The sequence below is a fragment of the Amycolatopsis sp. genome (assembly GCF_035546795.1).
In the GTDB taxonomy this organism is placed as follows: domain Bacteria; phylum Actinomycetota; class Actinomycetes; order Mycobacteriales; family Pseudonocardiaceae; genus Amycolatopsis_E.
Genome location: NZ_DASZWC010000072.1, coordinates 12,466 through 35,678, shown reverse-complemented (window position 1 = coordinate 35,678; position 23,213 = coordinate 12,466). Strand labels below are relative to the sequence as shown.

The 23,213-nt window shown below is 71.5% G+C and carries 23 protein-coding genes; 14 read left to right on the top strand and 9 right to left on the bottom strand.

Annotated elements, in window-relative coordinates; all coding sequences use genetic code 11:
• The first annotated feature begins 4 nt into the window (after positions 1-4).
• Together VHD82_RS36285 and VHD82_RS36280 are read left to right on the top strand one after the other, a co-directional pair.
• Positions 5-271 (top strand): hypothetical protein, encoded by a 267-nt coding sequence (locus VHD82_RS36285; protein WP_325714077.1) that lies wholly within the window; start codon positions 5-7, stop codon positions 269-271.
• A gap of 42 nt (positions 272-313) precedes the next feature.
• Positions 314-1,057, top strand: a complete 744-nt coding sequence (locus tag VHD82_RS36280; RefSeq protein ID WP_325714075.1) for an SDR family oxidoreductase — start codon at positions 314-316, stop codon at positions 1,055-1,057.
• Here the strand turns inward: VHD82_RS36280 and VHD82_RS36275 are convergent.
• Genes VHD82_RS36275 through VHD82_RS36260 form a run of 4 tightly spaced genes read right to left on the bottom strand, consistent with a single transcriptional unit; the run spans position 1,054 to position 5,519 of the window.
• On the bottom strand, positions 1,054-2,343 hold the full coding sequence (locus VHD82_RS36275; protein ID WP_325714074.1) for a M20/M25/M40 family metallo-hydrolase: 1,290 nt from the start codon (positions 2,341-2,343) through the stop codon (positions 1,054-1,056). The two genes, VHD82_RS36280 and VHD82_RS36275, sit on opposite strands and share 4 nt — an antisense overlap.
• Positions 2,336-3,163: a M55 family metallopeptidase gene (locus VHD82_RS36270; protein ID WP_325714073.1), complete on the bottom strand. Its 828-nt coding sequence runs from the start codon at positions 3,161-3,163 to the stop codon at positions 2,336-2,338. The genes VHD82_RS36275 and VHD82_RS36270 overlap by 8 nt, the downstream gene beginning before the upstream one ends.
• An 11-nt stretch (positions 3,164-3,174) precedes the next feature.
• Entirely contained in the window at positions 3,175-4,695 is a 1,521-nt protein-coding gene (locus tag VHD82_RS36265) for an FAD-dependent monooxygenase (RefSeq protein WP_325714071.1), read from the bottom strand.
• Positions 4,692-5,519, bottom strand: a complete 828-nt coding sequence (locus VHD82_RS36260) for a dioxygenase (protein WP_325714069.1) — start codon at positions 5,517-5,519, stop codon at positions 4,692-4,694. Before VHD82_RS36260 ends, VHD82_RS36265 begins: the two co-directional genes overlap by 4 nt.
• A 74-nt stretch (positions 5,520-5,593) precedes the next feature.
• Here VHD82_RS36260 and VHD82_RS36255 point away from each other — a divergent pair, with 74 nt between their 5' ends.
• The 8 genes from VHD82_RS36255 to VHD82_RS36220 all read left to right on the top strand — a co-directional run bounded on the left by VHD82_RS36255 (position 5,594) and on the right by VHD82_RS36220 (position 15,176).
• The gene (locus VHD82_RS36255) at positions 5,594-6,340 is read left to right on the top strand and encodes an IclR family transcriptional regulator (RefSeq protein WP_325714067.1); all 747 of its coding nucleotides are present in this window, start codon (positions 5,594-5,596) and stop codon (positions 6,338-6,340) included.
• 210 nt (positions 6,341-6,550) lie between these two features.
• Positions 6,551-8,287, top strand: a complete 1,737-nt coding sequence (locus tag VHD82_RS36250; RefSeq protein WP_325714065.1) for a BTAD domain-containing putative transcriptional regulator — start codon at positions 6,551-6,553, stop codon at positions 8,285-8,287.
• A 221-nt stretch (positions 8,288-8,508) separates the two neighbouring features.
• On the top strand, positions 8,509-9,060 hold the full coding sequence (locus tag VHD82_RS36245; RefSeq protein WP_325714064.1) for a hypothetical protein: 552 nt from the start codon (positions 8,509-8,511) through the stop codon (positions 9,058-9,060).
• Positions 9,061-9,070: 10 nt separating this feature from the next.
• The gene (locus VHD82_RS36240; protein WP_325714063.1) at positions 9,071-9,361 is read left to right on the top strand and encodes a hypothetical protein; all 291 of its coding nucleotides are present in this window, start codon (positions 9,071-9,073) and stop codon (positions 9,359-9,361) included.
• Positions 9,362-9,383: 22 nt separating this feature from the next.
• Complete coding sequence (locus tag VHD82_RS36235) at positions 9,384-10,391, top strand: winged helix-turn-helix domain-containing protein (RefSeq protein ID WP_325714061.1); 1,008 nt, start codon at positions 9,384-9,386, stop codon at positions 10,389-10,391.
• Between the two features lie 81 nt (positions 10,392-10,472).
• Complete coding sequence (locus VHD82_RS36230; protein WP_325714059.1) at positions 10,473-13,568, top strand: AfsR/SARP family transcriptional regulator; 3,096 nt, start codon at positions 10,473-10,475, stop codon at positions 13,566-13,568.
• Positions 13,569-13,633: 65 nt separating this feature from the next.
• Complete coding sequence (corA, locus tag VHD82_RS36225; RefSeq protein WP_325714057.1) at positions 13,634-14,605, top strand: magnesium/cobalt transporter CorA; 972 nt, start codon at positions 13,634-13,636, stop codon at positions 14,603-14,605.
• A 100-nt stretch (positions 14,606-14,705) separates the two neighbouring features.
• Positions 14,706-15,176, top strand: coding sequence for a hypothetical protein (locus VHD82_RS36220; protein WP_325714055.1), 471 nt, complete (start codon positions 14,706-14,708; stop codon positions 15,174-15,176).
• Here the strand turns inward: VHD82_RS36220 and VHD82_RS36215 are convergent.
• Positions 15,076-15,831 carry an enoyl-CoA hydratase-related protein gene (locus tag VHD82_RS36215; RefSeq protein ID WP_325714053.1) on the bottom strand — a complete coding sequence of 252 codons (756 nt, stop codon included), beginning with the start codon at positions 15,829-15,831 and terminating at the stop codon, positions 15,076-15,078. The genes VHD82_RS36220 and VHD82_RS36215 overlap by 101 nt on opposite strands.
• Positions 15,832-15,866: 35 nt before the next feature.
• On the opposite strand from VHD82_RS36215, the gene VHD82_RS36210 reads away from it, so the two are divergent.
• Both VHD82_RS36210 and VHD82_RS36205 read left to right on the top strand, forming a co-directional pair.
• Positions 15,867-16,577: a 3'(2'),5'-bisphosphate nucleotidase CysQ gene (locus VHD82_RS36210; protein WP_325714051.1), complete on the top strand. Its 711-nt coding sequence runs from the start codon at positions 15,867-15,869 to the stop codon at positions 16,575-16,577.
• Positions 16,578-16,676: 99 nt separating this feature from the next.
• Positions 16,677-17,543, top strand: coding sequence for an aldo/keto reductase family oxidoreductase (locus VHD82_RS36205; RefSeq protein ID WP_325714049.1), 867 nt, complete (start codon positions 16,677-16,679; stop codon positions 17,541-17,543).
• A gap of 6 nt (positions 17,544-17,549) precedes the next feature.
• On the opposite strand, the gene VHD82_RS36200 is transcribed toward VHD82_RS36205, so the two are convergent.
• From VHD82_RS36200 to VHD82_RS36185, 4 genes are all read right to left on the bottom strand, one after another.
• The gene (locus tag VHD82_RS36200; protein ID WP_325714047.1) at positions 17,550-18,347 is read right to left on the bottom strand and encodes a hypothetical protein; all 798 of its coding nucleotides are present in this window, start codon (positions 18,345-18,347) and stop codon (positions 17,550-17,552) included.
• A 54-nt stretch (positions 18,348-18,401) separates the two neighbouring features.
• Positions 18,402-19,322: an acetamidase/formamidase family protein gene (locus VHD82_RS36195; protein WP_325714045.1), complete on the bottom strand. Its 921-nt coding sequence runs from the start codon at positions 19,320-19,322 to the stop codon at positions 18,402-18,404.
• 69 nt (positions 19,323-19,391) lie between these two features.
• On the bottom strand, positions 19,392-19,766 hold the full coding sequence (locus VHD82_RS36190; RefSeq protein ID WP_325714043.1) for a hypothetical protein: 375 nt from the start codon (positions 19,764-19,766) through the stop codon (positions 19,392-19,394).
• A 161-nt stretch (positions 19,767-19,927) separates the two neighbouring features.
• Positions 19,928-20,641, bottom strand: coding sequence for a FadR/GntR family transcriptional regulator (locus tag VHD82_RS36185; protein WP_325714041.1), 714 nt, complete (start codon positions 20,639-20,641; stop codon positions 19,928-19,930).
• Positions 20,642-20,731: 90 nt separating this feature from the next.
• On the opposite strand from VHD82_RS36185, the gene VHD82_RS36180 reads away from it, so the two are divergent.
• Positions 20,732-22,048: an MFS transporter gene (locus VHD82_RS36180; RefSeq protein ID WP_325714039.1), complete on the top strand. Its 1,317-nt coding sequence runs from the start codon at positions 20,732-20,734 to the stop codon at positions 22,046-22,048.
• A gap of 181 nt (positions 22,049-22,229) precedes the next feature.
• Positions 22,230-23,207 (top strand): low temperature requirement protein A, encoded by a 978-nt coding sequence (locus tag VHD82_RS36175; RefSeq protein WP_414637638.1) that lies wholly within the window; start codon positions 22,230-22,232, stop codon positions 23,205-23,207.
• Positions 23,208-23,213: the final 6 nt, after the last annotated feature.

The window sequence follows — 23,213 nt, the reverse complement described above, 5'->3', positions numbered from 1 at the left end:
CCCGATGACTCGTGACGCCAAGAGCCGCGCGCGGATAGCCGAGCACTGGCGGGCCTCGGAACTCGGGGACACCGGCACCGAGCAGGCGATCTACGCGGTGGGCGCGGTGCTGGACTATCCGCGGTGCGGCGAGCGCTTCCGGGGCCGGGCGAAGATCCAGGCGCAGCGCGGCGGGCACCCGGGCGGCGCTGGCCGAGCGGATCCCGGAGTAGAGGGGTCCTCGCACTCCCAGGATGGACAGGGACCTCCCGGCCGCGGCCGTTCGAGCTGATCATCGCCGGTGTACCCGTCACCGGAAGAAAGCAGTACGGACATGGACATCAGCGGACGCACCGTCCTGATCGCCGGCGGCACCTCCGGCATCGGCCTCGGGCTGGCACGGCGGTTCGCCGACGCGGGCAGCACGGTCGTCGTCGGAGGGCGCGGCACCGGCAGGATCGATGATCTCGAGACCGTCAAGATCGACGTTACCGATCCCGGTTCGGTTCTCCTTGCCCGCGACGAGGTTCTGGCGCACCACCCCGGCCTCGACGTGGTGGTCACGATGTCGGGCGTCATGCTCGTGGAAGACCTGCGCGACCCCGCCCACATCGCCCAGGCGGAAACGACCGTCGCGACCAACCTGCTCGGGACCATCCGGGTGATCGACGCCTTCACCCCGCACCTGATCGAGCGCGGTGGCGGCACCATCGTCACGGTCACGTCCGGGATCGCCTTCCTCCCGTTCCCGCTCATGCCGACCTACGGCGCGTCGAAAGCGGGAGTGCACGCCTACACCGAATCGCTGCGGGCGCAGCTGGCCGGGACGGGCGTCGAGGTCACCGAGCTCGTTCCGCCCGCCGTCGCGACAGCAGGCCAGGAAAAGGTCAATCCCGCCGCGCTGCCGCTGGAGGGCTTCCTCGACGAGGTCGTCGAACTCATCTCCGAAAACCCGACACCGGACGAGATCCTGGTCAAGGGCGTGCACCAGCATCGGTGGGCCGAACGCGACGGCACCTACGCCGGGCTCGTCGAGCGCCGATCCCGGTCGCTGGAAACCCTTCCGGGGCGCTCCTAGCAGCTCGTCAGGAAGTTCCGCAGCACCCGCGCACCGAACCGCAACCCTTCGAGCGGGACCCGTTCGTCCACCCCGTGAGCGAGCGCGCGGTACGGGAAACCGGCCGGCAGCCACAGCGGGGCGAAGCCGTAGCAGTCGATGCCGAGCGGGCTGAACGCCTTCGCGTCGGTGCCGCCGCCCATGCAGTACGGCACCACCACTGCCTCCGGGTCCTCCGCGCGCAGCGCGTCGCCCATCGCGGTGAACCACGGCGAATCCACCGGCGCCTGCACGGCCGGCTGGTGTGCGACGAACTCGCGCCGCACGTCCGGGCCGAGCAGTTCGTCGAAGGTGGCGAGCAGGTCGTCCTCCGTGCCGGGCAGCACCCGGGTGTCGACCTGCGCCCGCGCGACGCTCGGGATCACGTTCACCTTGTACCCGGCGTCGAGCATCGTCGGGGTGGCCGAGTTGCGGACCGTGTTCTCGGCCAGCGACGCGGCCGGGCCGAGCCGGGCCAGCGTACCGCTCACATCGGACAGGTCGACCTCAATGCCGAGCGCTTCTCCCGTGCGCACAAGGAAAGCCTCGACGGTCGGGGTCAGGTGCACCGGCCAGCGGTGCGCGGCGATCCGCTGCAGCGCGCCGACGAGCCGGACCACCGCGTTCTCGTCGTTGCGGCGGGAGCCGTGGCCCGCGCGCCCGCGCGCGGTCAGCCGCATGTGCGCCGTCCCGCGTTCGGCCGTGCCCACCGGATACAGCCGCACGGTGCGGCCGTCGGCGGCGGGCACGTGATAGGTGTAGCCACCGGACTCACTGATCGCTGCGGCGCAGCCGTCGAACCGGTCCCGGTGGTGCGCGGCCAGCCAGTGCGCGCCGTAGTCGCCCTTGTCCTCCTCGTCGGCGACGAACGCCAGCACGAGGTCGCGTCGGGGCCGCAGCCCTTCGGACACCAGCGACAGCACCATCGCGCAGAAGTCCTTCATGTCCACCGCGCCGCGGCCCCACAGGCACTCTTCCCGGATCTCCGCGGCGAACGGGGGCACCGACCAGTCGGCGGCGTCGGCGGGCACCACGTCCAGATGGCCCTGCACCAGCAGCGCGGGCAGCGACGGGTCCGTGCCCGGCACGCGCGCGAGCACGTTGGCGCGGCGGGGCGCGGACTCCAGGATCTCCGGCTCGATGCCCGCGTCGGAGAGCACGCCCGCCACGAACTCCGCCGCCTCGCGCTCGCCCTCGGAGTCGCCGCCGCCGCGGTTGCTGGTGTCGAAGCGCAGCAGCGCAGCGCACAGATCGATTACGTCAGCCATATTTCCCTTGTACCGCACCGGCCGCGATGGCGGTGACGATCTTGAAGGCCTTCATCGCCTCGGTCATGTCCTGCGCGTCGAACCCGACACGTCGGACGTCGGTCTGCTCGACCGTTGGCACCACGGCGGCGGCTTGGGCGAGGTGCGTGGCGTCGAACTCCACCTCGATCCGGTGCGGGCCGGGCGCGGGCTCGCCGCGCCCGGCCAAGGTCATCGCCGCCTCGGCGGCCCTCACGATCGCCATCGCGGTCCGCGACGGCGGGGTGCAGATCGCCGCGTAGCGGCTCACGCATTCCTTCACCGCCACCGTTTTCGCGCCCGGGGCGTAGCCGCGCGCGTCGTCGCAGGTCTTGTCGTCCCCGGTGACCAGCAGCACCGGCACGCCGTATTCGGCGGCCAGCGCGGCGTTCAGCCTCCCCTCGCTGGCGTGCACGCCGTCCAGCCACACGCCGGTGATCTGGTTCTCCAGGTACGTGTGCGCGAGCACCCCGTCGGCCCCCGCGCCGGCGTGGTAGCCCAGGAACACGACACCGTCCACACCGGACTCGACGCCCTGCATCATGGACAGCGGCTTGTGCCTGCCGGTGAGCATTCTGGCGCGGTCGTCGAGATCCTCCAGCAGCAGGTTGCGCTGCGAAGAGTGCGCCTCGTTGACCAGCACGTCACTCGCGCCGCCTGCATACAGGCCGCTGATCACCGCGTTCACATCGCCGGTGAACAGCCGGCGGAAGCGCTGCCACTGCTCTGTTCCGGGCACGACGTCGTCGGTCCACGTGACGCCGGTGGCCCCTTCCATGTCTGCGGAGATCAGGATGCGCATGACGGCCGACTCTACGCGAGATGGCCGGCCGCACGCCGTAAGGCGGCCGGATCCGGGACCGTGCCGCGCCAGGCGATGTGCTGGTCAGGGCGCACGAGCACGGTGTCGCCCCCGGTAGCGGGCACGGCGAGCGGCACGCCGAGCCGGGCAGCCTCGCGAGCCATCGGCGCAGGATCGGCGTTCTCGTTGCACAGCAAGGTGAACCCGGGGCCGAGGTGGTCGTACAGCGACGAGCCGTCGGGTAGCCACCGGTGTGGCAGCCGCGTCCCGGGACGCCCGGATCCGTGGTAGTGCAGGGAATCATGCTCGGGTACGAGCGTCCCGTCGTCGGTCACGGCCGGCGAGTCCGCGTAGTGGTAGCCGAGCACGAGGCCCAGGCTGTGGAACTCGCCTCGCTTGGCCTGCAAGGCTTTCGCGGCCTCTGCGCGCAGCGTGGGATCGGTGTCGAGCCCGGCGTGGGCATAGGCGCGGGCCAGCCGCGACTCCTGCGCCGAGGCGGCGTCGATCGTCAGCCGCGCGACCGGGCGCCGCTCCGGTTCGTAGCTGTCCAGCAGCGCCGGGCCGCCCCACCCGCGCAGGACCGCGACGAGTTTCCAGGCCAGGTTCACGGCATCGCCGATGGCGGTGTTGTAGCCGTGCCCGCCCCACGGCGGGTTCAGGTGCGCCGCGTCGCCGACCAGGAAGGTCCGCTCGCCGCGGTAGGTGTCGGCGAGCATCATCCGGGCCGACCACGGATCGGTGGCCTGCACCTCGACGTCGATGTCCGCGCCGACGAGGGCGCGCACCAGAGCCACCGGATCGCCCTCGCGCACGCCCTGCGCGATGGCCCACCACGTGCCGTGCAGGTCCATCGGCCCGACGATGCCGCCGACGTCCGCGCCCAGCACCCAGTAGTGCACCGCCCGCGCGCACAGCAGGTCTTCGGTCAGCCCGCGCGAGGTGAACGTGATGTTGAGATTCGGCCGCTCCCCGCTGCCGCCAAGGTATCTCGCGCCGATGGCATCGCGGGTGACACCGCCCGCGCCGTCGCAGCCGACCAGATACCGCGCCTCCACGACCTCGTCGATGAGTTCGGCGCGAACCCCGTCCGGCCCGTCCTTCGCCGCGAGAAGCCGTTGTCCGGTAAGGAAAGTGACCGACGGCAGCTCGGCTACTGCCTCGCGCAGCACGGATTCCACGACGGGCTGCGGGATCTGCTGCCCGCATTCCGCGAACTCGTCCCGGCGCTCGTCGAACATCCCGAAGGCGTTGCGGAACCGGGTGATCTCGTGCCCGGTCACCCGCGAGCAGAACACGACGTCCTGCGAGTAGGACACCGGCAGCGGCGCGGCGGCCCGCACACGGTCGGCCAAACCCCAGCGCCGCAACAACTCCATCGTGCGCGCGCTCGTGGTCTTGGCGCGCGGCCTGCCGGCGGTGACGGTGGCGCGGGGTTCGACGAGGACGCAGTCGATCCCGGCCCTGCCCAGTTCGATCGCGACGGCGAGACCGCTCGGCCCGGCCCCCACGATGAGCACCGGCGTGCGGATCATGCCGGTACGAGCCGGATGTCGAACTCGAAGTCCAGCACCCCGTCCCGGGTCCTCCGGGGCTCGACCACGAGCGCGTCCTTGACCGCGAAGGCGGCGTCCGAGCCGAGATATTCGTCCCCCGCCACGAAAACGTGCGTGGTCAGGGGGCGGAACCCGGTGGCCTCGACGTGGTAGTGGATGTGCGCCGGGCGCATCGGGTGCCTGCCCAGCGCGGTCAGCAGCTCGCCGACCGGGCCGTCGGTGGGCACCGGGTAGCTGCTCGGCAGCACGCTGGAGAACCAGTACCGCCCGTCGTCACCGACGGTGAACAACGCGCGCAGATTGCCCGGCGGCTGCTCGTCGTCCTGGGTGTCGTAGTAGCCGGCGTCGTCGGCCTGCCAGACGTCCACGGTCGCCCCGGGCACCGGTTTCCCCGTGCAGTCGGTGACTCGGCCGTGCACGAACGTCGGTTCCGCGCGCCCGAGTTCCGGGCCCTCGGCGATCATGGCGCCGAGCGGGCGGGGTGGCGCGGGGGAGTGGAACGGGCCTTCGACCGACGAGGGCGTGGCCTCCGGCGGGCCGGGATGGGCCACCTCGTCCACCGCCGACGTGAGCCCGAGCATGTCGGAAAGCAGGATGAACTCGTTGCGGGTGGCACTGCACTTCTGGCCGGTCCGGACCAGGAAGTCGAGTCCGCGCAGCCATTCCGCCTCGGTCGGGGAGACCTCGCGGACGAACGCGTGCAGATGGGTCACCGCGGCGCGGATGATCTCCGCCAGCCGGGGGTCGTCGGTGTCGATCTTGGCGAGGACCCGGGCCAGCAGGCGGTCGAGTTCGGCGTTCACGACGCCTCAGCATGGGCAGCCGGGCCCCGCGAGTCAGCAGTCGTTCCATTGAGCGGACCTGCCACACTCGGCTGATGGAGCCCGCGGTGCCCCGGCGAGGGAAGCGGCCGGAACAAGGCGATCCGGTGGTGGATCGCGCATTGTCGCTGCTCGCGGCGTTCAGTGCCGAACATCGGGCGCTCGGGCTCGTCGACCTGAGCCGCCGCGCCGGCCTGCCGCGCAGCACCGCGTCGCGGCTTGCCGCGCGCCTGCAGGCGTGGGGCGCGCTCGAACGCGACGAACAGGGCCGGTTCGTGATCGGGCCGCGGTTGTTCGAGATCGCCTCCCTCGCACCGCGCAGCCACGGCCTGCGCGAAGTCGCCCTGCCGTACCTGGAAGACCTGCACGAGGTGACCCGCCAACACGTCCTGCTGGCGGTGCGCGACGGCGCGGAGGCGCTGCTCGTCGAACGGTTGTCGGCGCGCGACGCGGTGGAGATCGACTACCGGGTCGGTGGCCGGATGCCGTTGCACGACACGGGAGTGGGGCTCGTCCTGCTCGCCGCGGCCGGGCCGGAGGTGCGCGACGAAGTGTTCGCGCGGCTCGGCGACACGGCCGGATTGCGGCGCAGGCTGGCCGAAGTGCGCAGGTCCGGGATCGCCTTGTTCGCCCGGCAGCGGCCCGCGGCGGTGTCCTCGGTGGCCGTTCCGGTCCGTGATCAGGCCGACCGGGTGGTCGCCGCGGTTTCGGTGGTGGTGCCCGCCGGCTCGGGCGCTCCCCAGGGTTACGAGCAGGTCGTCCGCGCCGCCGCGCTGGCGATTGCCCGCGGTCTCGCCGATTGACTGGTGTGAATGATGATCGATCGTCGTTCACTATGGTTGACACGTGTGGTTACCTGGAGTAGCACGCGAAACACGTTGTCCTTCCTCGAACGGCAACGGTTTCCGCTGCGCCGTCGTCAATAGGGGAGGGGACCCGCCCCCGAAGTCACAGAAAGGCTGACGGTGGGGCAAACAGGGAGTAACCGGACAGAGGTCCTGCTACTGGGCCCGGTGAGGATCCGGCACGGCGGTACGGAGCACCGGCCCGCGCAGGCGCAGGCCCGGGTACTGCTGGCGCTGCTGGCCGGCGCCGGCGAACAGGGCATGAGTGTGGACCGGCTCGCCGAGACCGGCTGGGGCGCCCCGGTTTCGGATTCGACGATCTCGGTCGCGATGCACCGGCTCCGCCGCTGGCTGGCTTCGGCGGTCGGCGAGGCCGTCGGTGTCGCGCGCACGGCGAGCGGCTACCGGCTGGAGCCCGGCGCGGTCGACCTGTTCCGGTTCCGCGAACTCGTTGCGGCGACGCCGGAACTGCCCGCCCGGGAACGAGCGAACGCGCTCGCGGAGGCACTCGCGTTGTGGCGCGGCCCGGCATTGGCGGACGTGCCGCCGGAGCGAGTGGATCCCGCGGTGGCCGAGCGGATCGCAATGGAGTACCGCGCGGCCCGGCTCTCCCATGGACGAGCGCTGCTCGCATCGGGAGACGCCGGGCGCGCCGCCGGGGAGCTGGCGTCGCTGGCTGCCGGGCATCCGCTCGATGAGCCCGTGCACGCGGCCTGGATCGAGGCGCTGACGGCCGCCGGGCGGCAGGCCGAGGCACACATCGCGTACGAAGGCATCCGGCGGCGCCTGTGCGAGGAATTCGGGATCGACCCGGGACCAGAACTGCGGCGTGCGCTCGCCCGCCCGGCCCGCGATCCGGTGCGGAAACCGGCTCAGCTGCCGCCCGACGTCGTCGGGTTCACCGGCCGCAAGGTCGAGTCCGGCGTCCTCACCGCGATCCTGCGGACCCACCGGGCGGCGGTGATCGTCGGCATGGGCGGGGTCGGGAAGACGAGCCTCGCGGTGCACTGGGCACATCGCGCGGCGAGCAGGTTCCCCGACGGGCAGTTGTATGTGGACCTTCGCGGCTATGCCTCGGAGCCCGCGGCGCGCCCGGTCGACGTGCTGGCTCGGTTCCTGCGCGCGCTCGGCGTGCCCCGCGAGGAGATCCCGGCCGGGCTCGACGCGTCGGCCGCGCTCTACCGGTCGACGATCGCCCGCCGGCGGGTGCTCGTGGTGCTGGACAACGCGGCCGACGCCGCGCAGATCCGCCCTCTGCTGCCGGGAGCGCCGGGCTGCCGCGCCGTGGTGACGGGCCGGGACGCACTGCTTTCGGCGGACGGTGCGGCGCAGCTGAGCCTGGACGTGCTGGGCGAGCTCGAGTCAGCCGAACTCCTGACGGCGGCGCTGGGCCGCGACGCGGAGCCTGCCGCAGTGCGAACTCTCGCGCGCGCATGTGCGGGCCTGCCGCTGGCGCTGCGCATCACGGTCGCGCACCTGACCGGGCGGCCGGTCGCGGAATACGCGGCGCGGTTGCAAACCGGGGACAGGCTCGCGGAACTGACGGTGGAGGGTGACCCGCGCAGCAGCGTGCGCGCGGTCTTCGACCACTCCTACCGGTTGCTGCCGGAACGGACGAGGTGGACGTTCCGGTCGCTGAGTGCCTTGCCCGCCACCGATTTCACGGTCGAAGCCGCCGCCGGCTTCCTCGGTCTCCCGGCCTGCGACGCGCGGCGGGAACTGGACAGGCTGCGCGCCGCGCACCTGCTGGTGGCCCGGCCCGGCGGGCGGTTCGGCTTCCACGATCTGGTGCGGGAACACGCGATGTGGCTTGCGGCGCTTGCGGAACCGGCCCGGCACGAGGCCGCCGCGGGCCTGCCGGGACTGCTCGGAAAACCGGTGACACGTGAGCCGGTCCTGCGCTGAGCCGGCGCCCCGGGCACCCGCCGGCGACCCCCAGCGACGCCGGCGAGTGAACCCGGTTTGTCCACAGTGGATGGTGCAACCGCACGCATCCGCGCCGGGTGATTCTCGCCGGACCCGGTTACCCCGCGATTACCCGGTGGCCGGAAGCGGCCAATGTAGGCCGCTTGTAATCGCCTGCCGCGAAAGTGCTCCGGGAGCACCGAGCGGATCGGAGGAAAGCGATGACGAATGCGCAGCCGGTGGCCGCGCCGGGCGAGGTCGGCACGTTCGCGGCGCACCGGGGCCTCGGGCAGTACCTGGATGTGCGGCACGAGGTGCCGATGACGATGGCGCTGGTGAAAGGCCTGGCGATCGCGATCGTGTGCGGGGCGGGGGCGGCACTGGTGATCTGGTGGGTCTCGACCATGGACGAGTTCTCGCCGTTGCGTGCGGTGCACTGGGTCGGGCTGGCGCTCTTTTTCGGGTGTGTCTACGGGATCGCGCAAGCGGTGCGCGGCCTGATCGTCGGTTCCCGTGCGCATTACCTGTACTCCGGCGGGCTGGTGCGCAAACGCCGCACCGGGCTGTTCGCCGTCTCCTGGACCGAGATCAGTGGGCTGTCGGCGGTCTACAACAAACGCGAGCAAGGGCAGGAGGGAAAAATCCTCGGCTACCGCGTCAACCTGGCGGGCGGGGAGTCCTACACCATTCCACTCCTGCTGACCAGCGGGCGCGACCGGTTCATCGACCAGGTCATCGCGTTCCTGCGCCAGTACGGAAAACCGGTCGGCTGAGGGAAAAACCATGACTGAGCCCGAGAGTTCCGGACCGGCCCCGTACCAGGAGCCGGCGCACTACCAGCAGCCGCCGCCGTATCAGGTGGTGAGCGACGATCAGCGGCGAATCCGGGAGACGAAGGGACGGCGCGGCATCGGATTCGGTGCCGTATGGCTCGTCGCCGGCATCCTGATCACCGCCGTCACCTATTCCGACGCGGCCCGCGGCGGTGTGTACTTCGTCGCGTGGGGGCCCGTGGTGTACGGGATCTACCGGATCGTGGCCGGCTACCGGTTGCTGGCCAAAAGCAGGCGATGAGTCCGGAGTGGAGGGGAAGCGCGTGCTGCGGATACGGTTCGACACCCAGGACCTGGGACGCGTCCGGCTCGTGCGCGAGCCGGATCCGTTGTGGGAAGTGGTGTTGAGCCTGCCCCAGTTCGCCGACGCGCGGCCCCGCTCGGCCGCGCATCACGCGTGGCAGGCCGCAGCGTGGCGCGCGACCGCCGGCGGGCTGGCCCGCCGCGCGCGCGAACTGTTGTCCGTTCTCGTTCCGCCCAAAGGGGATTTCCCGGATTTCCTGAACCCGCCGGAAGCGCGCGACGGCCTGGAATCCGGGCTGGCGGCGATCCGGTCGCTGCCGAGGGCCACGCTGCACGCCGACCTCGCCGCCGCGATGCGCCGGCGGGCGTCGGTCCCGGGGTGGACCAAGGCGCTCGCTTCGGCGGACCGGGAAGCGCGATCCCTGCTGGAGCTGGCGATCCGCGAGTACTTCCGCGCGGCGATCGAACCGCACTGGCCGGTGGTGCGACGGCACGTGATGGCCGATCGTGCCGCCCGCACGAGACACGCCGCGGAGTTCGGGGTGGACGGGCTGTTGTCCGGGATTTCGCCGCGCATCCGGTGGGACTGGCCGGTGCTGGAGGCCGAGTACCCGTGTGAGCAGTCGGTGGATCTGCGCGGACGCGGGCTGGTCCTGATCCCTTCGTTCTTCTGTGCCGGCAGCCCGGTCAGTTTCATCGACCCGGAACTGCCGCCGGTCCTGGTGTATCCGGCGGCGGCCGAGGGCGCGACAATGCTGCCCGAACGGGACGTTTCGGCGCTGGCGAACGTGCTGGGCCGTACCAGGGCGAGCATCCTGCTGGCACTGGAACGGCCGTGCTCGACCACCGAGCTCGCCGAGTCCATCGACATGTCACTGGCCTCGGCCAGCCATCACGTCGGCCTGCTGCGCGCCGCCGGGCTCGCGCACACCGCCAGGACCGGCACCAGCGTGCGGCACCAGCTGACCGCGCTCGGCTACGCCCTGCTCGACGCGCCCTGCGGGCGATCGCCTTTCGAACTGGGTTGAAAGGCTTTCCCGGCAAGGAACATTTCCCCGCCGGGATTACTCGATACCGTGCATACCTGTTCTCCGGCGGGGGGAGGCACGATGATCGAGCTGGAACGTGAAACGCCCGTGGCGGACGTCGCCGTGCTGGGCCCGGTGGGGCTCATGGCCGGCACGGTGTTCGTCGCGCCGTCGGCCCAGGCGATGCGGACGATGCTGGGGGTGCTCGCCGTCGCACCGGGACGGGAACTGAGCGCGGAAGCGCTCTTCGCGCGGCTTTGGGGCGACTCCTCCCGCGCGTCCAGCCGCAGCGCGCTCACCGTCGCGGTGTACCGGCTGCGCCGGTGGCTGGAGGAAACGGCCGGGAACGCCGTCCGGGTGGACCGGACCCCGACGGGTTACCGGCTGGTGCTCACCACCGGCGAAACCGACTACGCCCGCTTTTCGGCGCTCGTGGCCGAGGCCGCGGCCACAGGTCCTTCCGCCAGGGCGGCGGTCCTCGAACGCGCGCTGGCGATGTGGCGGGGCAGGCCGCTGGCGGATCTGCCGGACGAAGCGGTCGACGAGGCGGCGGTGGCCGAGCTGGACCACCTGCATCGCCGCGCGCAGAACGAACTCGGCCGCACGCACCTCGTCAACGGGGAGCCCGAAAAGGCGGTGCGGCTGCTCCGGCCGGTGGTCCGGGACAGGCCGCTGGACGAGGACTCGCACGGCGTGCTCATCGAGGCGCTGGCCGCCGCGGGCTACCAGGTGGAGGCACTCAACACCTACGAAGCCCTGCGCGCCAGGCTGGCCGGCGAACTCGGCGTCGACCCGTCCGCCCCGTTGCAGCGGACCTACCTGAAGATCCTTCACCAGCAGATTCCGGTGGAGCCCGTCGCGCCGGCCGTGCTCGCGCAGCTGCCCGCCGAGCCCACGGGGTTCACTGGTCGCGAAGACGCGTTGCGGAGCCTGGACAAGCTGCTGCGCGAGGCGAAGGCCGACGGGCTGCCGATGGTCGCGGCGGTCGTCGGGATGGCCGGGGTCGGCAAGACCGCGCTGGCCGTGCGGTGGGCCCACCAGGTGGCCGAGGAATTCCCCGACGGGCAGTTGTATGTGAGCCTGCGCGGGTATTCCCGGGCGCGCCCGCTGTCCGCCCGCGAGGCACTGGGCCAGTTGCTGCGCTCGCTCGGTATGCCGGGCACGGAGATCCCGGTCGACGACGACGAGGCCGCCGCCGAGTTCCGGTCGAGGGTTTCCGGGCGGCGCCTGCTGATTCTGCTCGACAACGCCCGCTCGGTCGAACAGGTGCGCCCGCTGCTGGCCGGGGCGCCGTCCTGCTGCACGCTGGTCACCAGCCGGGAGCAGCTGAACGGGCTGACCGCGCGCGACGGTGCCCGGCGGGTGAGCCTGGACATCCTCGCGCGCGGGGATGCCGTGCGGCTGCTCGAGTTCCTGCTCGGTGACCGCGCCCGCCGGGAACCGGCGGCGGTGGCCGAACTGGCGAGCCTGTGCGGCGGGCTGCCGCTCGCGTTGCGGATCGCTGCGGCGATACTGGACAACCGGCCGGAAGCGTCCATTGTGGACCAGGTGGCGGAGCTCCGGGCGGGGAATGTCCTGAGTGGACTGGAGATCGCCGGGGACGCCGAAGGCAGGATGCGGGCCGCGTTCGACCTTTCCTGCCAAGCCCTTTCCCCGCCGGCGCGCCGGTTGTTCGGGCTGCTCGGTCTCGTCCCGGGCGCGGATTTCAGCACCCCCGCGGTGGCCGCGCTGGCCGGTGTACCGGTTCGCCGGGAGCTGGCCGAACTGGTGTCCGCGCACGTGGTCGAACGGCACGAGGGGGACCGGTTCGGTTTCCACGACCTGCTGGCGCAGTTCGCGCGCGAGAAGGCCGATGAGCTGTCGATGGCCGCGGCGATCCGGCGCCTGACGGGGTGGTACCTGGGCCGGACGGAGGCGGCGATGCGGATCGTGGACCCGCACGGGGTCCGCCTGCCCGCCGAGCCGGGCGCGGAGTTCGGCGACAGGCGGGAAGCATTGGCCTGGCTGGACAGCGAGCGCGCGAACGTGGTGGCCGTGGTGGAGAACGGTCCGGCCGATCTCGTGTGGCGGCTGGGCAACGCCGTCGCGGGCTACCTGCAACTCCGCACGCACACCCTCGACGCCTACACGGTGGCGCAGGCCGGCCTGGCCACGGTCGGCCCGGAACCGAGAGCCGGTGCGGCGCTGCGGCTGGACATGGCGCGGGCCTGCCAGCGGTTGTCCCGCTACGAGGAGGCGATCGGGCACGGCAGGTCCGCGGCGGCGTTGAGCGCCGAGGCGTGCTGGCCTGCCGGGGAGTCCAGCGCGCTCGCGGTCCTCGGCTCCGTACTCGGGGAACTGGGCCGGATCGACGAGGCGATCGAAAACGCCACCCGCGGCTGGGAAATCAGCCGCGGCCACGGGTTGTCTTCGCTGGAAGGCCACCAGCTCAACGACCTGGGCATCGCGCACCTGTGGCTCGGCGGGCTGGCGCAGGCGGAGGCGCATTTCGCCAAGGCGCGGCAGATCCACCGGGAGACCGGCTCGCCGGCGGGGGAGAACATCAGCACGATCAGCCTCGCGCAGCTTTCCCTGGAGGCCGGGCGCCTCGACGTGGCCATCGGCTATCTCGCGTCGGCCTCGGAACTCGTCCGGCGGGAGGGCAGGATCATCGGCTGGCCACGGATCTTCAACACACTCGCGGCCGTACACAACGAAGCGGGCAGGTTCGACGACGGTCTCACCGCGTGCCGGACCGCGCTGCCGGTGGCGGAGCACATCGGCGACCGCGCGGTGCGTTGCTCGCTGCTGAACAACCTCGGCGACGCCTACCTGGGGCTGGCGCGGTACGACGAATGTGCCGCGGCCCACCTGCAGGCGGCCGAGCTGGCGAAGCAGGCGGGACTCGTCCGGCACCAGGGCGGGGCGTTGCTGGGGCTGGCCCGCTGCTCCCGGCTGACAGGTGACGTGGCGAGGGCGAAATCCTTGGTGCAGAAGGCTTTGCTGTTCGAGCGCGCGTCGCGGCGGGTCTGGCGTGAAGGGCAGGCGCTGACCGAACTCGCCGCCTGTGAGCTGGCCGGTGGCGAGGCGGGGTCAGCGGCCGAGCACGCGCGGGCGGCGGCGGAACTGCACCACCGCGCCGGCCACGAACTCGCGGAGGCACGTGCACTGGAGGTGCTGGCCGCGGCCGGTGGCTGACCGGTCCGAAGTGGACAATCCGCCCGGATGCCGACCGGGGTCCGCGCGCACTAGCCTTCACAGGCATGTCCCGCACCCGGCTCTACCGTGACGGCGTTCTCGCTGCCGAGAACTTCCCCGTTGCCGATATCTCCGACTATCTGCCCGAAACGGATACCGCCGTCTGGCTCGACATGTGCGCCCCCGACGAGGAAGACCTCGCCGCGATCAGCGAGGAGCTCGGGCTGCACCGGCTGGCCGTCGAGGACGCGGTGCACGAGCATCAGCGCCCGAAGCTCGACCGCTATGACACTCATTCCTTCCTCACCGCCTACGCGGTGCGCCTGGACGAGCGGACCGCGGTGCTGACCGATTCGGAACTGGCCGTGTTCATCACCCCCAAGGCGCTCGTCACGGTGCGGAAATCGGACGACTTCGCGATCGAGGAGGTGGTCGCGCGCTGGGACTCCGCGGCCGAACTGGCCAAGGGCGGGGTCGGGTTCCTCCTGCACGGCCTGCTCGACTACATCGTCGACGGCTATTTCGAGGCGGTGCAGTCGCTGGACGAGCAGATCGAGGAACTGGAGGACATGGTCTTCGCCGACCGCGTGAACCACAAGGACATGCAGCGCCGGTCGTTGGCGCTGCGCAAGAGCCTGGTGCGGCTGCGCCGGGTGGTGCTGCCGATGCGGGAGGTCGTCAACGCGCTGATGCGGCCGAGCCTGCGGCTGGCCAGCGAGGAGATGCGGCCGTACTACCAGGACGTCTACGACCACGTGCTGCGTGCCTCGGAGTGGACCGAATCGCTGCGGGACCTCGTCACGACCATCCGCGAGACCCAGCTGACCATCCAGAGCAACCGGCTCAACACGATCATGAAGAAGGTGACCAGCTGGGCCGCCATCATCGCGGTGCCCACGGCGGTCACCGGGTTCTACGGGCAGAACGTCCCGTATCCCGGATTCGACCAGAACTGGGGATTCTGGGTCTCGACCGTGGCGATCGTGATCATCTCGGCGTCGCTGTACGCGCTCTTCCGGCGCAAGGACTGGCTGTAGCGCGAGGCCCGCGTCAACAACGCGTCAAAAGGCGGCGCTGGCGCGCACGGCCGGCGACAAGAACGCGGCCGCGCGCCCGTGGCGGCGCTGGAATGGGGGCATGCGCGACAAGCCATTGCCGACCGGGTTCGGTTTTCCGCTAGGGTTCGCCGCCGCCATCGCCGTCACGATCGGTGCCGTCGCGGCGGGAGCGACGCGGCAGCCCGGGTGGTCGGTGGCGGCGCTGGTCCTCGTCGTCGCCGCGGCCGCGGTACTGAGCACGCCCCTCGCCGTGCTGGGCACCGCGCTGGTTTCCTGGGCCCTGCACGACGGCTTCGTCCTCGGCCGCGGCGGCGACCTGGTCTTCACCCGCGACTCCGCGCTCGCGGCGGCGGTCCTCGCCGGAACAGCGTTGCTGGGTGCCGCGCTGGCCCGCCTTTCCTTGCTGGACAACGCGAACGTGCCCGCGCAGCGGACCGGTCCGCCCGTGCTCAGCGGCCGCTCCAGCGGGGCGGGCGCTTATCGAGGAACGCCTGCACCCCCTCGCGGTGGTCCTCCGACGCGGCGACCGTGGCGAGGGCCTGTTCGGTGACCTGCCAGCCGAGCTCGTCCCCGGAGCCGAGCCACTCGTCCATCGCGGTCAGGCTCGCGCGCACCGCGGACGGCGCGTTCTCGCAGATCCGTTCCGCCAGTTCGAGCGCTCCGCCGGCGGCGCCGCCCGGTTCGGTCTTCACGTTCACGAAACCGGCTTGGTAGGCGCGTTCCACGCTGATGGGGCGGCCGGTCAGCACCAGCTCGCGGGCCAGGTTCACCGGCAGGGCGCGCGGTCCGCGGAACAGCCCGGCGCACGTCGGTATGACCCCGCGCGCCACCTCGGGCAGGCCGAGCCGCGCGTCCTCGGCGGCGACCACCAGGTCGCAGGCCAGCGCCAGCTCCAGGCCACCGCCCAGCGCCATCCCCTCGATCGCCGCGATCAGCGGTTTCGTCCGGCGCCTGCGGATCAGCCCGTACTCGCCGCCGCGCTCGGTCACGTAGTCGCCGATCGCGGTGAGGTCGCTGCCCGCGGAGAACACCTTGCGGGTGCCGGTGAGCACCCCGGCCCACAGCTCCGGATCGTCCTCGAGCCGGTTGAACTCGGCATCCAGCTCGTCGGCGAGCTGCCGGTTCACGGCGTTGCGCTTGTTCTCGCGGCACATCCGGATCAGCAGGATGTGCCCGTGCAGTTCGGTTTCGACCAGTTCAGCCACGACCGTCAGTCTGACATCCGTGGCAAAGTGTCCGCGTGGACGATCACGCGGTGGCCGCGCGGCTCGCGGCCGAGGCCGGCGAACTGTTGCTGAAGATCCGGGCACAGGGCGGCGCGGCGGGGGACAGGCAGTCCGACGACCTGTTGCTCCGGCGGCTGGCCGAGGAGCGCCCCGGCGACGCGGTGCTGTCGGAAGAGAGCGCGGACGACGGTGTCCGGCTGCAGCGCGAGCGCGTGTGGATCGTCGACCCGCTCGACGGCACCCGCGAGTACGGCGAACCACCACGCGAAGACTGGGCCGTGCATGTCGCGCTCGCCGTCGACGGGGTGCCTGCCGTGGGCGCGGTGGCCCTTCCGGCGGCCGGGCTCGTCCTGCACACCGGTGAGCCACCCGTGGTCCCGCCCCGGGCCCCCGGCCCGATCCGGCTCGCGGTGTCGCGCACCCGTCCTCCGGCGGCCGTCGCCCGCCTCGTCGAGCGCCTGGATGCGATGCTGGTGCCCATGGGTTCGGCGGGCGCCAAGGCCATGGCCGTCGTCCGTGGCGAGGTGGATGTCTACGCACACTCCGGCGGTCAGTACGAATGGGACTCCTGCGCCCCCGTCGCCGTGGCCGCGTCCGCCGGCCTGCACGTCTCCCGCCTCGACGGCTCCCCGTTGCGCTACAACCAGGCGGATCCGTACCTGCCGGATCTGCTGATCTGCCGGCCGGAGTTCGCGGCGGCAGTGCTGGACGCGCTGGCGCGCTGAGGTTGCTGCCTGTTCCCGCGAGTCCCAGGATCGACGGAGCCTGGCGGGTGCCCACCCCGACGCGCATCGTGGAGTCAGGCAACGAGGAAAGGGAGCTCGATGACAGGCACACTTCCCGGCGGCACCTTCACCATGGCCGAGGGCCTCACGGTCACCCGGATGGGATATGGCGCCATGCAGCTGGCAGGCCCGCACGTCTTCGGCCCGCCGGCCGATCGCGCGGCCGCCGTCGCCGTGTTGCGTGAGGCCGTGAAGCTGGGCATCAACCACATCGACACGGCCGACTTCTACGGCCCGCACGTCACCAACGAGATCATCAAGGAGGCGCTGCACCCGTACCCGGCGGACTTGCACATCGTCACCAAAGTCGGGGCGCTGCGCGACGAGGAGGGCAACTGGCCCACTGCACTGGCGCCCGGCCAGCTCCGCCAGGCGGTGCGCGACAACATCGAGCGCCTCGGGGTGGACGCGATCGACGTGGTGAACCTGCGCGTCGGCGGGTTCCAGGACCCGGAGCCCGGCTCGATCGCCGAGGAGTTCGGCGTGCTCGCCGAACTGCGTGAGCAGGGCCTGATCAAGCATCTCGGGCTGAGCACGGTCAACGCCGAGCAGGTCGCCGAAGCGCAGCGGATCGCGCCCGTCGTGTGCGTGCAGAACTTCTACAACGTGGCGCACCGCGCGGACGACAAGCTCGTCGATTCCCTTGCCGAGCAAGGGATCGCGTACGTCCCGTACTTCCCGCTCGGCGGGTTCTCCCCGCTGCAGTCCGAGGAGCTGAACGGGGTCGCCTCGCGGCTGGGCAGCACGCCGATGGCCGTCGCGCTGGCGTGGCTGCTGCAGCGCTCGCCGAACATCCTGCTCATCCCCGGCACCTCCTCGGTCGAGCACCTGCGGGACAACGTCGCGGCCGCGGGCCTGGTACTGCCGGCCGAGGAACTGTCCATTCTGGACGGTATCGCCGGCTGACCGAGGTCACGAGGCCGCGGGCACCTGGTGTAGCGACAGCATCCCGTCGGCAGTGCCGGGCTGCGACCAGTTCCCATCGGCCGCGGTCCAGGTACGGCCGTCGAAGGTGACCTTGTCGAGTCCGAATCGGACGGCGTTCGCGACCAGCCACGACGACAGCGCCCACCCGCGTGCGGCGTCGTGCCGGCCGCTGAGCACGGCGGTGCCCAGTTCGTCGTTGGCGACGTCGACGATGTTGGCGGTGGCCGGGGCGACGGTGAGGTGCTGGCAGGTGAAGGTGGCCGACGTCTCACCGGTCAGCGCGCCGGCGACCACCCGCGCCTCGGGCTCCCACTGGGCATACGCGTCGGGCGCGCCGGAGCGCTGGACCTGCTGCGCCGCCTCGGTGACGGTCAGCTGCGCCCAGTTCTTCTGCTGCCGCAACCGGTTGTAGAAGGCGCCGGCGGCGTACACCGGATCGGTCACGTCCTCCAGCGTGCCCCAGCCCTGGCTCGGCCGCTGCTGGAACAGTCCCGCGGAATCACGGTCGCCGCCGGTCAGGTTGTAGAGCTTGGATTCCTGCAGCGCGGTGGCCAGCGCGACGGTGACGGCGTGGCTGGGCATCCCGAGCCGCAGCCCGACCCCGGCGATCGTGCCCGCGTTCTGCGCCTGCGCCGGGGTGAGCCGATAGGACGAGGCGCCGTCCGCGGTGGTCGCGACACACGCCGGCTGCGACGGTTTCCTGGTGCTCAGCACGAACCACACCACGCCGCCCGCGACCAGCACGAGAACGGCGAACAGCACCCCGAACCGCAGCGCGCGCACGGCCCCCTCCTTCTTTCCACCCCACTTCTAGCATTCCGCCCCCTTTCGTCAGCGTTAACCTCCGGACCCGATCGCGTCGTGGGGGAGCAGCGCGTGCACGCCCCACGTTCCGTTGGCGACCTGGGTGACCCGCAGATGCACGACGGGACTGGCCAGCGCGAGGGCGGCGCGGCGGTCGAGGTCGTACAGGATCTGCAGCCACGAGACCATCGCGCCGAGCGCGTCCGCGGTGGCCTCGTTCAGCTCTGGGCTGAAACCGAAGGTGACGCGCCCGGCCGGGGTTTCGGCGTGGATGCCAGGGATCGCGGCGGTCTTCTGCACGTCGAGGGTCACTTCGGTGGTCATCGGGCATTCGATGGCAGTGCCGGCGACCTCGCCGTCGCCTTGGGCCGCGTGCCCGTCGCCGAGGGAAAGCCACGCGCCGGGCACCGTCACCGGAAGGTACAAAGTGGACCCCGCGACCAGTTCCCGGCAGTCGAGGTTGCCGCCGCCCGCGGCGCGCGGCGGGATCGTGGCGTGGGCACCGGTTTCGGTGGGCGGCATGCCCACCACCCCGAGGAACGGCGCGGTCCGCACGGTGTGCCCGAGGTTGCTGGTCGCCTGCCCTGCGCCGAGTTCCCACAACAGCCAGGTGGGTGGCCCGTCGGCGACGCCGAGCCGCCGGTTGAGCCAGGTGTCACGGGCCGCCGCGACCGTCCACCCCCATTCGCCGGGGACCAGCGACCGGAACCGCACGGCGAGCACGTCGCCCGGCCCGGCGCCACGGATCCCGACCGGGCCGGTGAGGCAGTGCCCGCGCCCCTCGGCGAACATCCGGGGCGGTTGCTCGCCGGGTTCCCGCTGCCGCCGCAGAAACCCGTGCGCGTCCAGTGAACTCACGACGATCGTCGCGCCAGGGTCGACCGTCAGCGCGGCGGGGGTTTCGCGGCTGAACACGTCGACGGTGCTGTCCGGGGCCGGATCGAGACGGATCATGGCTCCATGACACGGCAAAAGCCCCGCGGGAGGAAGTCCCGCGAGGCTTTTGCCAGGGGCGAGGAGAGCTCAGGCGACCGGCTCGGTGGTCCGCACCTCGAGCTGGTGCACGACCCGCTCGGTGCTCAGCTCGTGCACGGTCAGGTCCGCCAGCGCCACCAGCACCACGGCCAGCGCGTCGGCGAACAGGAGCGCCGGGCTGGTGAACACCAGTGCCGCGATCAGCGACCACAGCCCGACCAGGCCCAGCACCCCATGCCCGATCCGGGCCGAAAGCCGGGTGGCGAGTACCGCGCCGAGCGCGCCGACGAGCGCGAGCCCGGTGAACACCCCGAAACCGACCCAGCCCGCCGCGTGCACCGGCAGGGCGACCGCGGTGACGGCGAGGAAACCGCCGGCCACCACACCGAGTACGTCGACGCCGAAACGTGTGTTCAAAGCCATCGGGAAACACCTCCATGCCGCCACGAACGGCGGCTTCCACCAATTCGCGAACGAGTCGGGCAGGACGCGCAGCTGGTGCCTGGGCGGCTCATGGACCCCGGATTTCCGGTGTTCATCATGGTCAACACCCGGGGTGTGGAAAGGTTTCCCGGCGCGGCTGTCTACTGCGCCACAGATTCGTCGGGGTTCCAGTCCAGCAGCCGGACCCGCCGCACGGACGCCAGGTGCGCGCGCATCGCGGCCACCGCCGCGCCGACGTCTCGCTCCCGGATCGCGTCGGCGATCGCCTGATGCTGCGCGAGCGACTGGCGCGGGCGGTCGGGCTGGCTGAGTGACTCGTGCCGGGTTTCCGCGATCTGGTCGGCGATCTTGTGCATGAAGTCACCGAGCAGTTCGCTGTGCGCGGCCGCTGTCACGGCGGCGTGGAACCGGCGATCCCCGTCCTCGCCGAACTCGCCGTGCTCGACCTGCGCGCGCATCTCGTCGAGCGACGCGTCGATCTCGGCGAGATCGGCTTCGCTGCGGCGTTCCGCGGCCAGTTCGGCCAGCTTCGTCTCCATCGCCTCGCGCGCGTCGAGCACGTCGGGCAGCCGGCGGCGGCGCTCGACGAGCCGCGCGACGGGCTCGGGGTGCAGGCTGTCCGTGCGCAGATACATCCCGCCGCCGTGCCGGATCTCGACCAGGCCCTGTACTTCGAGCACGACGATCGCCTGCTTCAGCGAGGCGCGGCTGATCCGCAGCCGCTCGGCCAGGTCACGCTCGGACGGCAGCCGGTCGCCGGTCCTGAGCCCGGCACTGTCGGCGTACTCGCGCAGCTGGGCCATCACCTGCTCGTACAGCCGCGGCCGGGTGACCGGGCGCAGCGAATCGGACATCGCCCACCCCCTTGACAAGTTCACCGTCAGCCTAGCAGTGTCGTGGATCACTGACCCAGTGGATGAGTGGATGAGCCAATGGAGGCCACCATGCCGCGAGCCGACGGTTCCGCCCGCACCCAGCGCCGCCGCGCGGTCGTCGCCAGCACCATCGGGACGACCATCGAGTGGTACGACTTCTTCCTCTACGGCACGATCGCCGCGCTGGTGTTCCCGAAGCTGTTCTTCCCGGGCAGCTCGGCCGCGGTCGGGGTGCTCGAATCGTTCGGCACGCTGTTCGTCGGCTTCGCCGCGCGGCCGGTGGGCGCGGCGATCTTCGGGCATTACGGCGACCGGGTCGGCCGCAAGGCCACCCTGGTGACCACGTTGCTGCTGATGGGTTCCGCCACGGTGCTGATCGGCGTCCTGCCGGGCTACGCGCTGCTCGGCCCGGCCGCGCCGTTGTTGCTCACGCTGCTGCGCGTGGTGCAGGGGATCGGCGTCGGCGGCGAGTGGGGCGGCTCGGTGCTGATGTCGATGGAATGGGGCAGCGCCAAGCACCGGGGATTCCTGGCCAGCCTGCCGCAGCTCGGGGTTCCACTGGGGCTGCTGCTGTCCACCGCGGCGGTGAGCGCGTGCGAGTCGATCAGCGGCGATGGGTTCGAGAGCTGGGGCTGGCGGGTGCCGTTCCTGCTCAGCCTCGTGCTGATCGGCATCGGGTTGTGGGTGCGGTTGAAGGTCACCGAAAGCCCGGAGTTCGGCGAGATCAAGCGCGCCCGGGCGGTGGAGCGTCATCCGGTGTGGACCGCGATCCGCAAGCACCCCAGGGAAATCCTCACCTCGGCGTTCGTGCGGCTCGCCGAACAGGCGCCGTTCTACCTGTTCATCACCTTCGTGCTGACCTACGGCACGAAGGAGCTCAAGCTGCCGCGCGCCGAACTGCTCAACGACACGCTCATCGCCGCGGCGGTCGGGCTGATCAGCGTGCCGGTGTTCGGGCACCTGTCCGACCGGTTCGGCCGTCGGCTGGTCTACGGTCTCGGCATCATCGCCACCGGCGCGTTCGCGTTCCCCTACTTCGGGTTGCTGGACACCCGCTCGTCCGGGCTGGTGCTGCTGGCGATCGTCGTGTCGCTGATCGTGCACGACCTGCAGTACGGCCCGCAGGCCGCGCTGATCGCGGAGAACTTCGGCGCGGGCGTCCGCTATTCCGGCGCCGGGCTGGGGTACCAGCTCGCGTCGGTGATCGCCGGCGGGCCCGCGCCGCTGATCGCCGCCGCGATCCTGCAGGGCACCGGCTCCAGTACCGGCATCAGCTGGTACATCGTCGGCTGCGCGGTGGTCTCCCTGATCGCGCTGGTGCTGATGCCACGCCGGGTCGCGGCCGACGCGCGCACCGAAGTGGAAGCGGAGTCAGCGAAGGCCTGACCGGCATACTTCGCTGCGTGGCGGAACAGGGCGAGCGGCACGCGTCGTGGCTGGAGTGGTTCTTCGACCCTCGTGGCCGTCGCCGGGGTGTCGCAGTTGTCCCATTCTGCTGCACGGCAGCGGCGGCTGGCGCGGTGCGGGGCTGTATGTGTTGTGTTTCCTGGCTTTCTGGACCACGTGGATGTGCTTCACCGGGTACGGCAACATCGCGGCGGGCGCCGCGCGGGCGTTGCCGGTGCTCACCGCGATGCTCGGCCTGGCGGTGATGGCCGCGGCGGTGGGGGAGATCGACAGTGACCGCGCGAAGGTGTTCGCGATCGCCTACGTCGGGGTCCGCGTGCTCTCGGACCGGGCGTGGCGCGGCCGGTCGGCCATCGTGGTCGACTGGCCGGTCGCGCAGCTGGGCGCGGGCGTGGTGCCGTGGATCGTCTCGCTGTGGATCGACGGCCCGTGGCGGTACGACCTGCGGGCCATCGGTCTCGGCATCGACTTGTTCGTCAGCTTCACCTTCGACCGGGAGCGGATGACCCGGAGCATCGCCGAACGGCAGGCCCGCGCCGCCGGGCGTCGCCCCGGACCGCACGCCATCTCGATCGCGCGGCTGGACGAGGCTCATTTCGGCGAGCGGCTCGGGTTGTTCATGATCATCGTGCTCGGCGAGGGCGTGCTCATGGTGACCCAGGCGATGAGCGACCTCGAAGTGTGGAACCGCACCGGGTACGGGACGGTGATCGGTTCGCTGGTGCTGCTGGCCGGGCTGTGGGCGCTGATGCTGCGGCGTGGCTACGGCGGTGTCCCGATGCTGGGCGAATCCGCTCCGCCGCGCGTCATGCTGTTCCTGCACTGTGTGGTCGCGGGCGTGCTGGCGGCGCTGGCGAGCGGGATGGGTGAACTGGTCGAGAGCGTTCCGCACGCGCACCCGGAAACGTCGACGCGGTGGCTGGTGTGCGCCGCGGTGGCCGCGATCGGGCTGGTCGGTGCTGGGGCGGCGATCGCCGGGAACGGCTGGTTGTGGGGGCTCCGCCCGCTCGCCCCTGCCCTGCTGATCCCGGCGCTCGCGGTGTTGCTCGATCCGGGCGTGGCGGGGCTGGTGTGGCTGCTGGTGCTGGCCGTTGCGCTGCAGCTGGTGGCGACGCGCGCCAAGGCGACTCGCCAGTAGGGTTTG

Coding starts and splice junctions, on each gene's coding strand:
- VHD82_RS36285 (WP_325714077.1), top strand. CDS start 5: ATGACTCGTGACGCCAAGAGCCGCGCGCGGATAGCCGAGCACTGGCGG.
- VHD82_RS36280 (WP_325714075.1), top strand. CDS start 314: ATGGACATCAGCGGACGCACCGTCCTGATCGCCGGCGGCACCTCCGGC.
- VHD82_RS36275 (WP_325714074.1), bottom strand. CDS start 2,343: ATGGCTGACGTAATCGATCTGTGCGCTGCGCTGCTGCGCTTCGACACC.
- VHD82_RS36270 (WP_325714073.1), bottom strand. CDS start 3,163: ATGCGCATCCTGATCTCCGCAGACATGGAAGGGGCCACCGGCGTCACG.
- VHD82_RS36265 (WP_325714071.1), bottom strand. CDS start 4,695: ATGATCCGCACGCCGGTGCTCATCGTGGGGGCCGGGCCGAGCGGTCTC.
- VHD82_RS36255 (WP_325714067.1), top strand. CDS start 5,594: ATGGAGCCCGCGGTGCCCCGGCGAGGGAAGCGGCCGGAACAAGGCGAT.
- VHD82_RS36245 (WP_325714064.1), top strand. CDS start 8,509: ATGACGAATGCGCAGCCGGTGGCCGCGCCGGGCGAGGTCGGCACGTTC.
- VHD82_RS36240 (WP_325714063.1), top strand. CDS start 9,071: ATGACTGAGCCCGAGAGTTCCGGACCGGCCCCGTACCAGGAGCCGGCG.
- VHD82_RS36230 (WP_325714059.1), top strand. CDS start 10,473: ATGATCGAGCTGGAACGTGAAACGCCCGTGGCGGACGTCGCCGTGCTG.
- corA (WP_325714057.1), top strand. CDS start 13,634: ATGTCCCGCACCCGGCTCTACCGTGACGGCGTTCTCGCTGCCGAGAAC.
- VHD82_RS36220 (WP_325714055.1), top strand. CDS start 14,706: ATGCGCGACAAGCCATTGCCGACCGGGTTCGGTTTTCCGCTAGGGTTC.
- VHD82_RS36205 (WP_325714049.1), top strand. CDS start 16,677: ATGACAGGCACACTTCCCGGCGGCACCTTCACCATGGCCGAGGGCCTC.
- VHD82_RS36195 (WP_325714045.1), bottom strand. CDS start 19,322: ATGATCCGTCTCGATCCGGCCCCGGACAGCACCGTCGACGTGTTCAGC.
- VHD82_RS36190 (WP_325714043.1), bottom strand. CDS start 19,766: ATGGCTTTGAACACACGTTTCGGCGTCGACGTACTCGGTGTGGTGGCC.
- VHD82_RS36185 (WP_325714041.1), bottom strand. CDS start 20,641: ATGTCCGATTCGCTGCGCCCGGTCACCCGGCCGCGGCTGTACGAGCAG.
- VHD82_RS36180 (WP_325714039.1), top strand. CDS start 20,732: ATGCCGCGAGCCGACGGTTCCGCCCGCACCCAGCGCCGCCGCGCGGTC.
- VHD82_RS36175 (WP_414637638.1), top strand. CDS start 22,230: ATGTGCTTCACCGGGTACGGCAACATCGCGGCGGGCGCCGCGCGGGCG.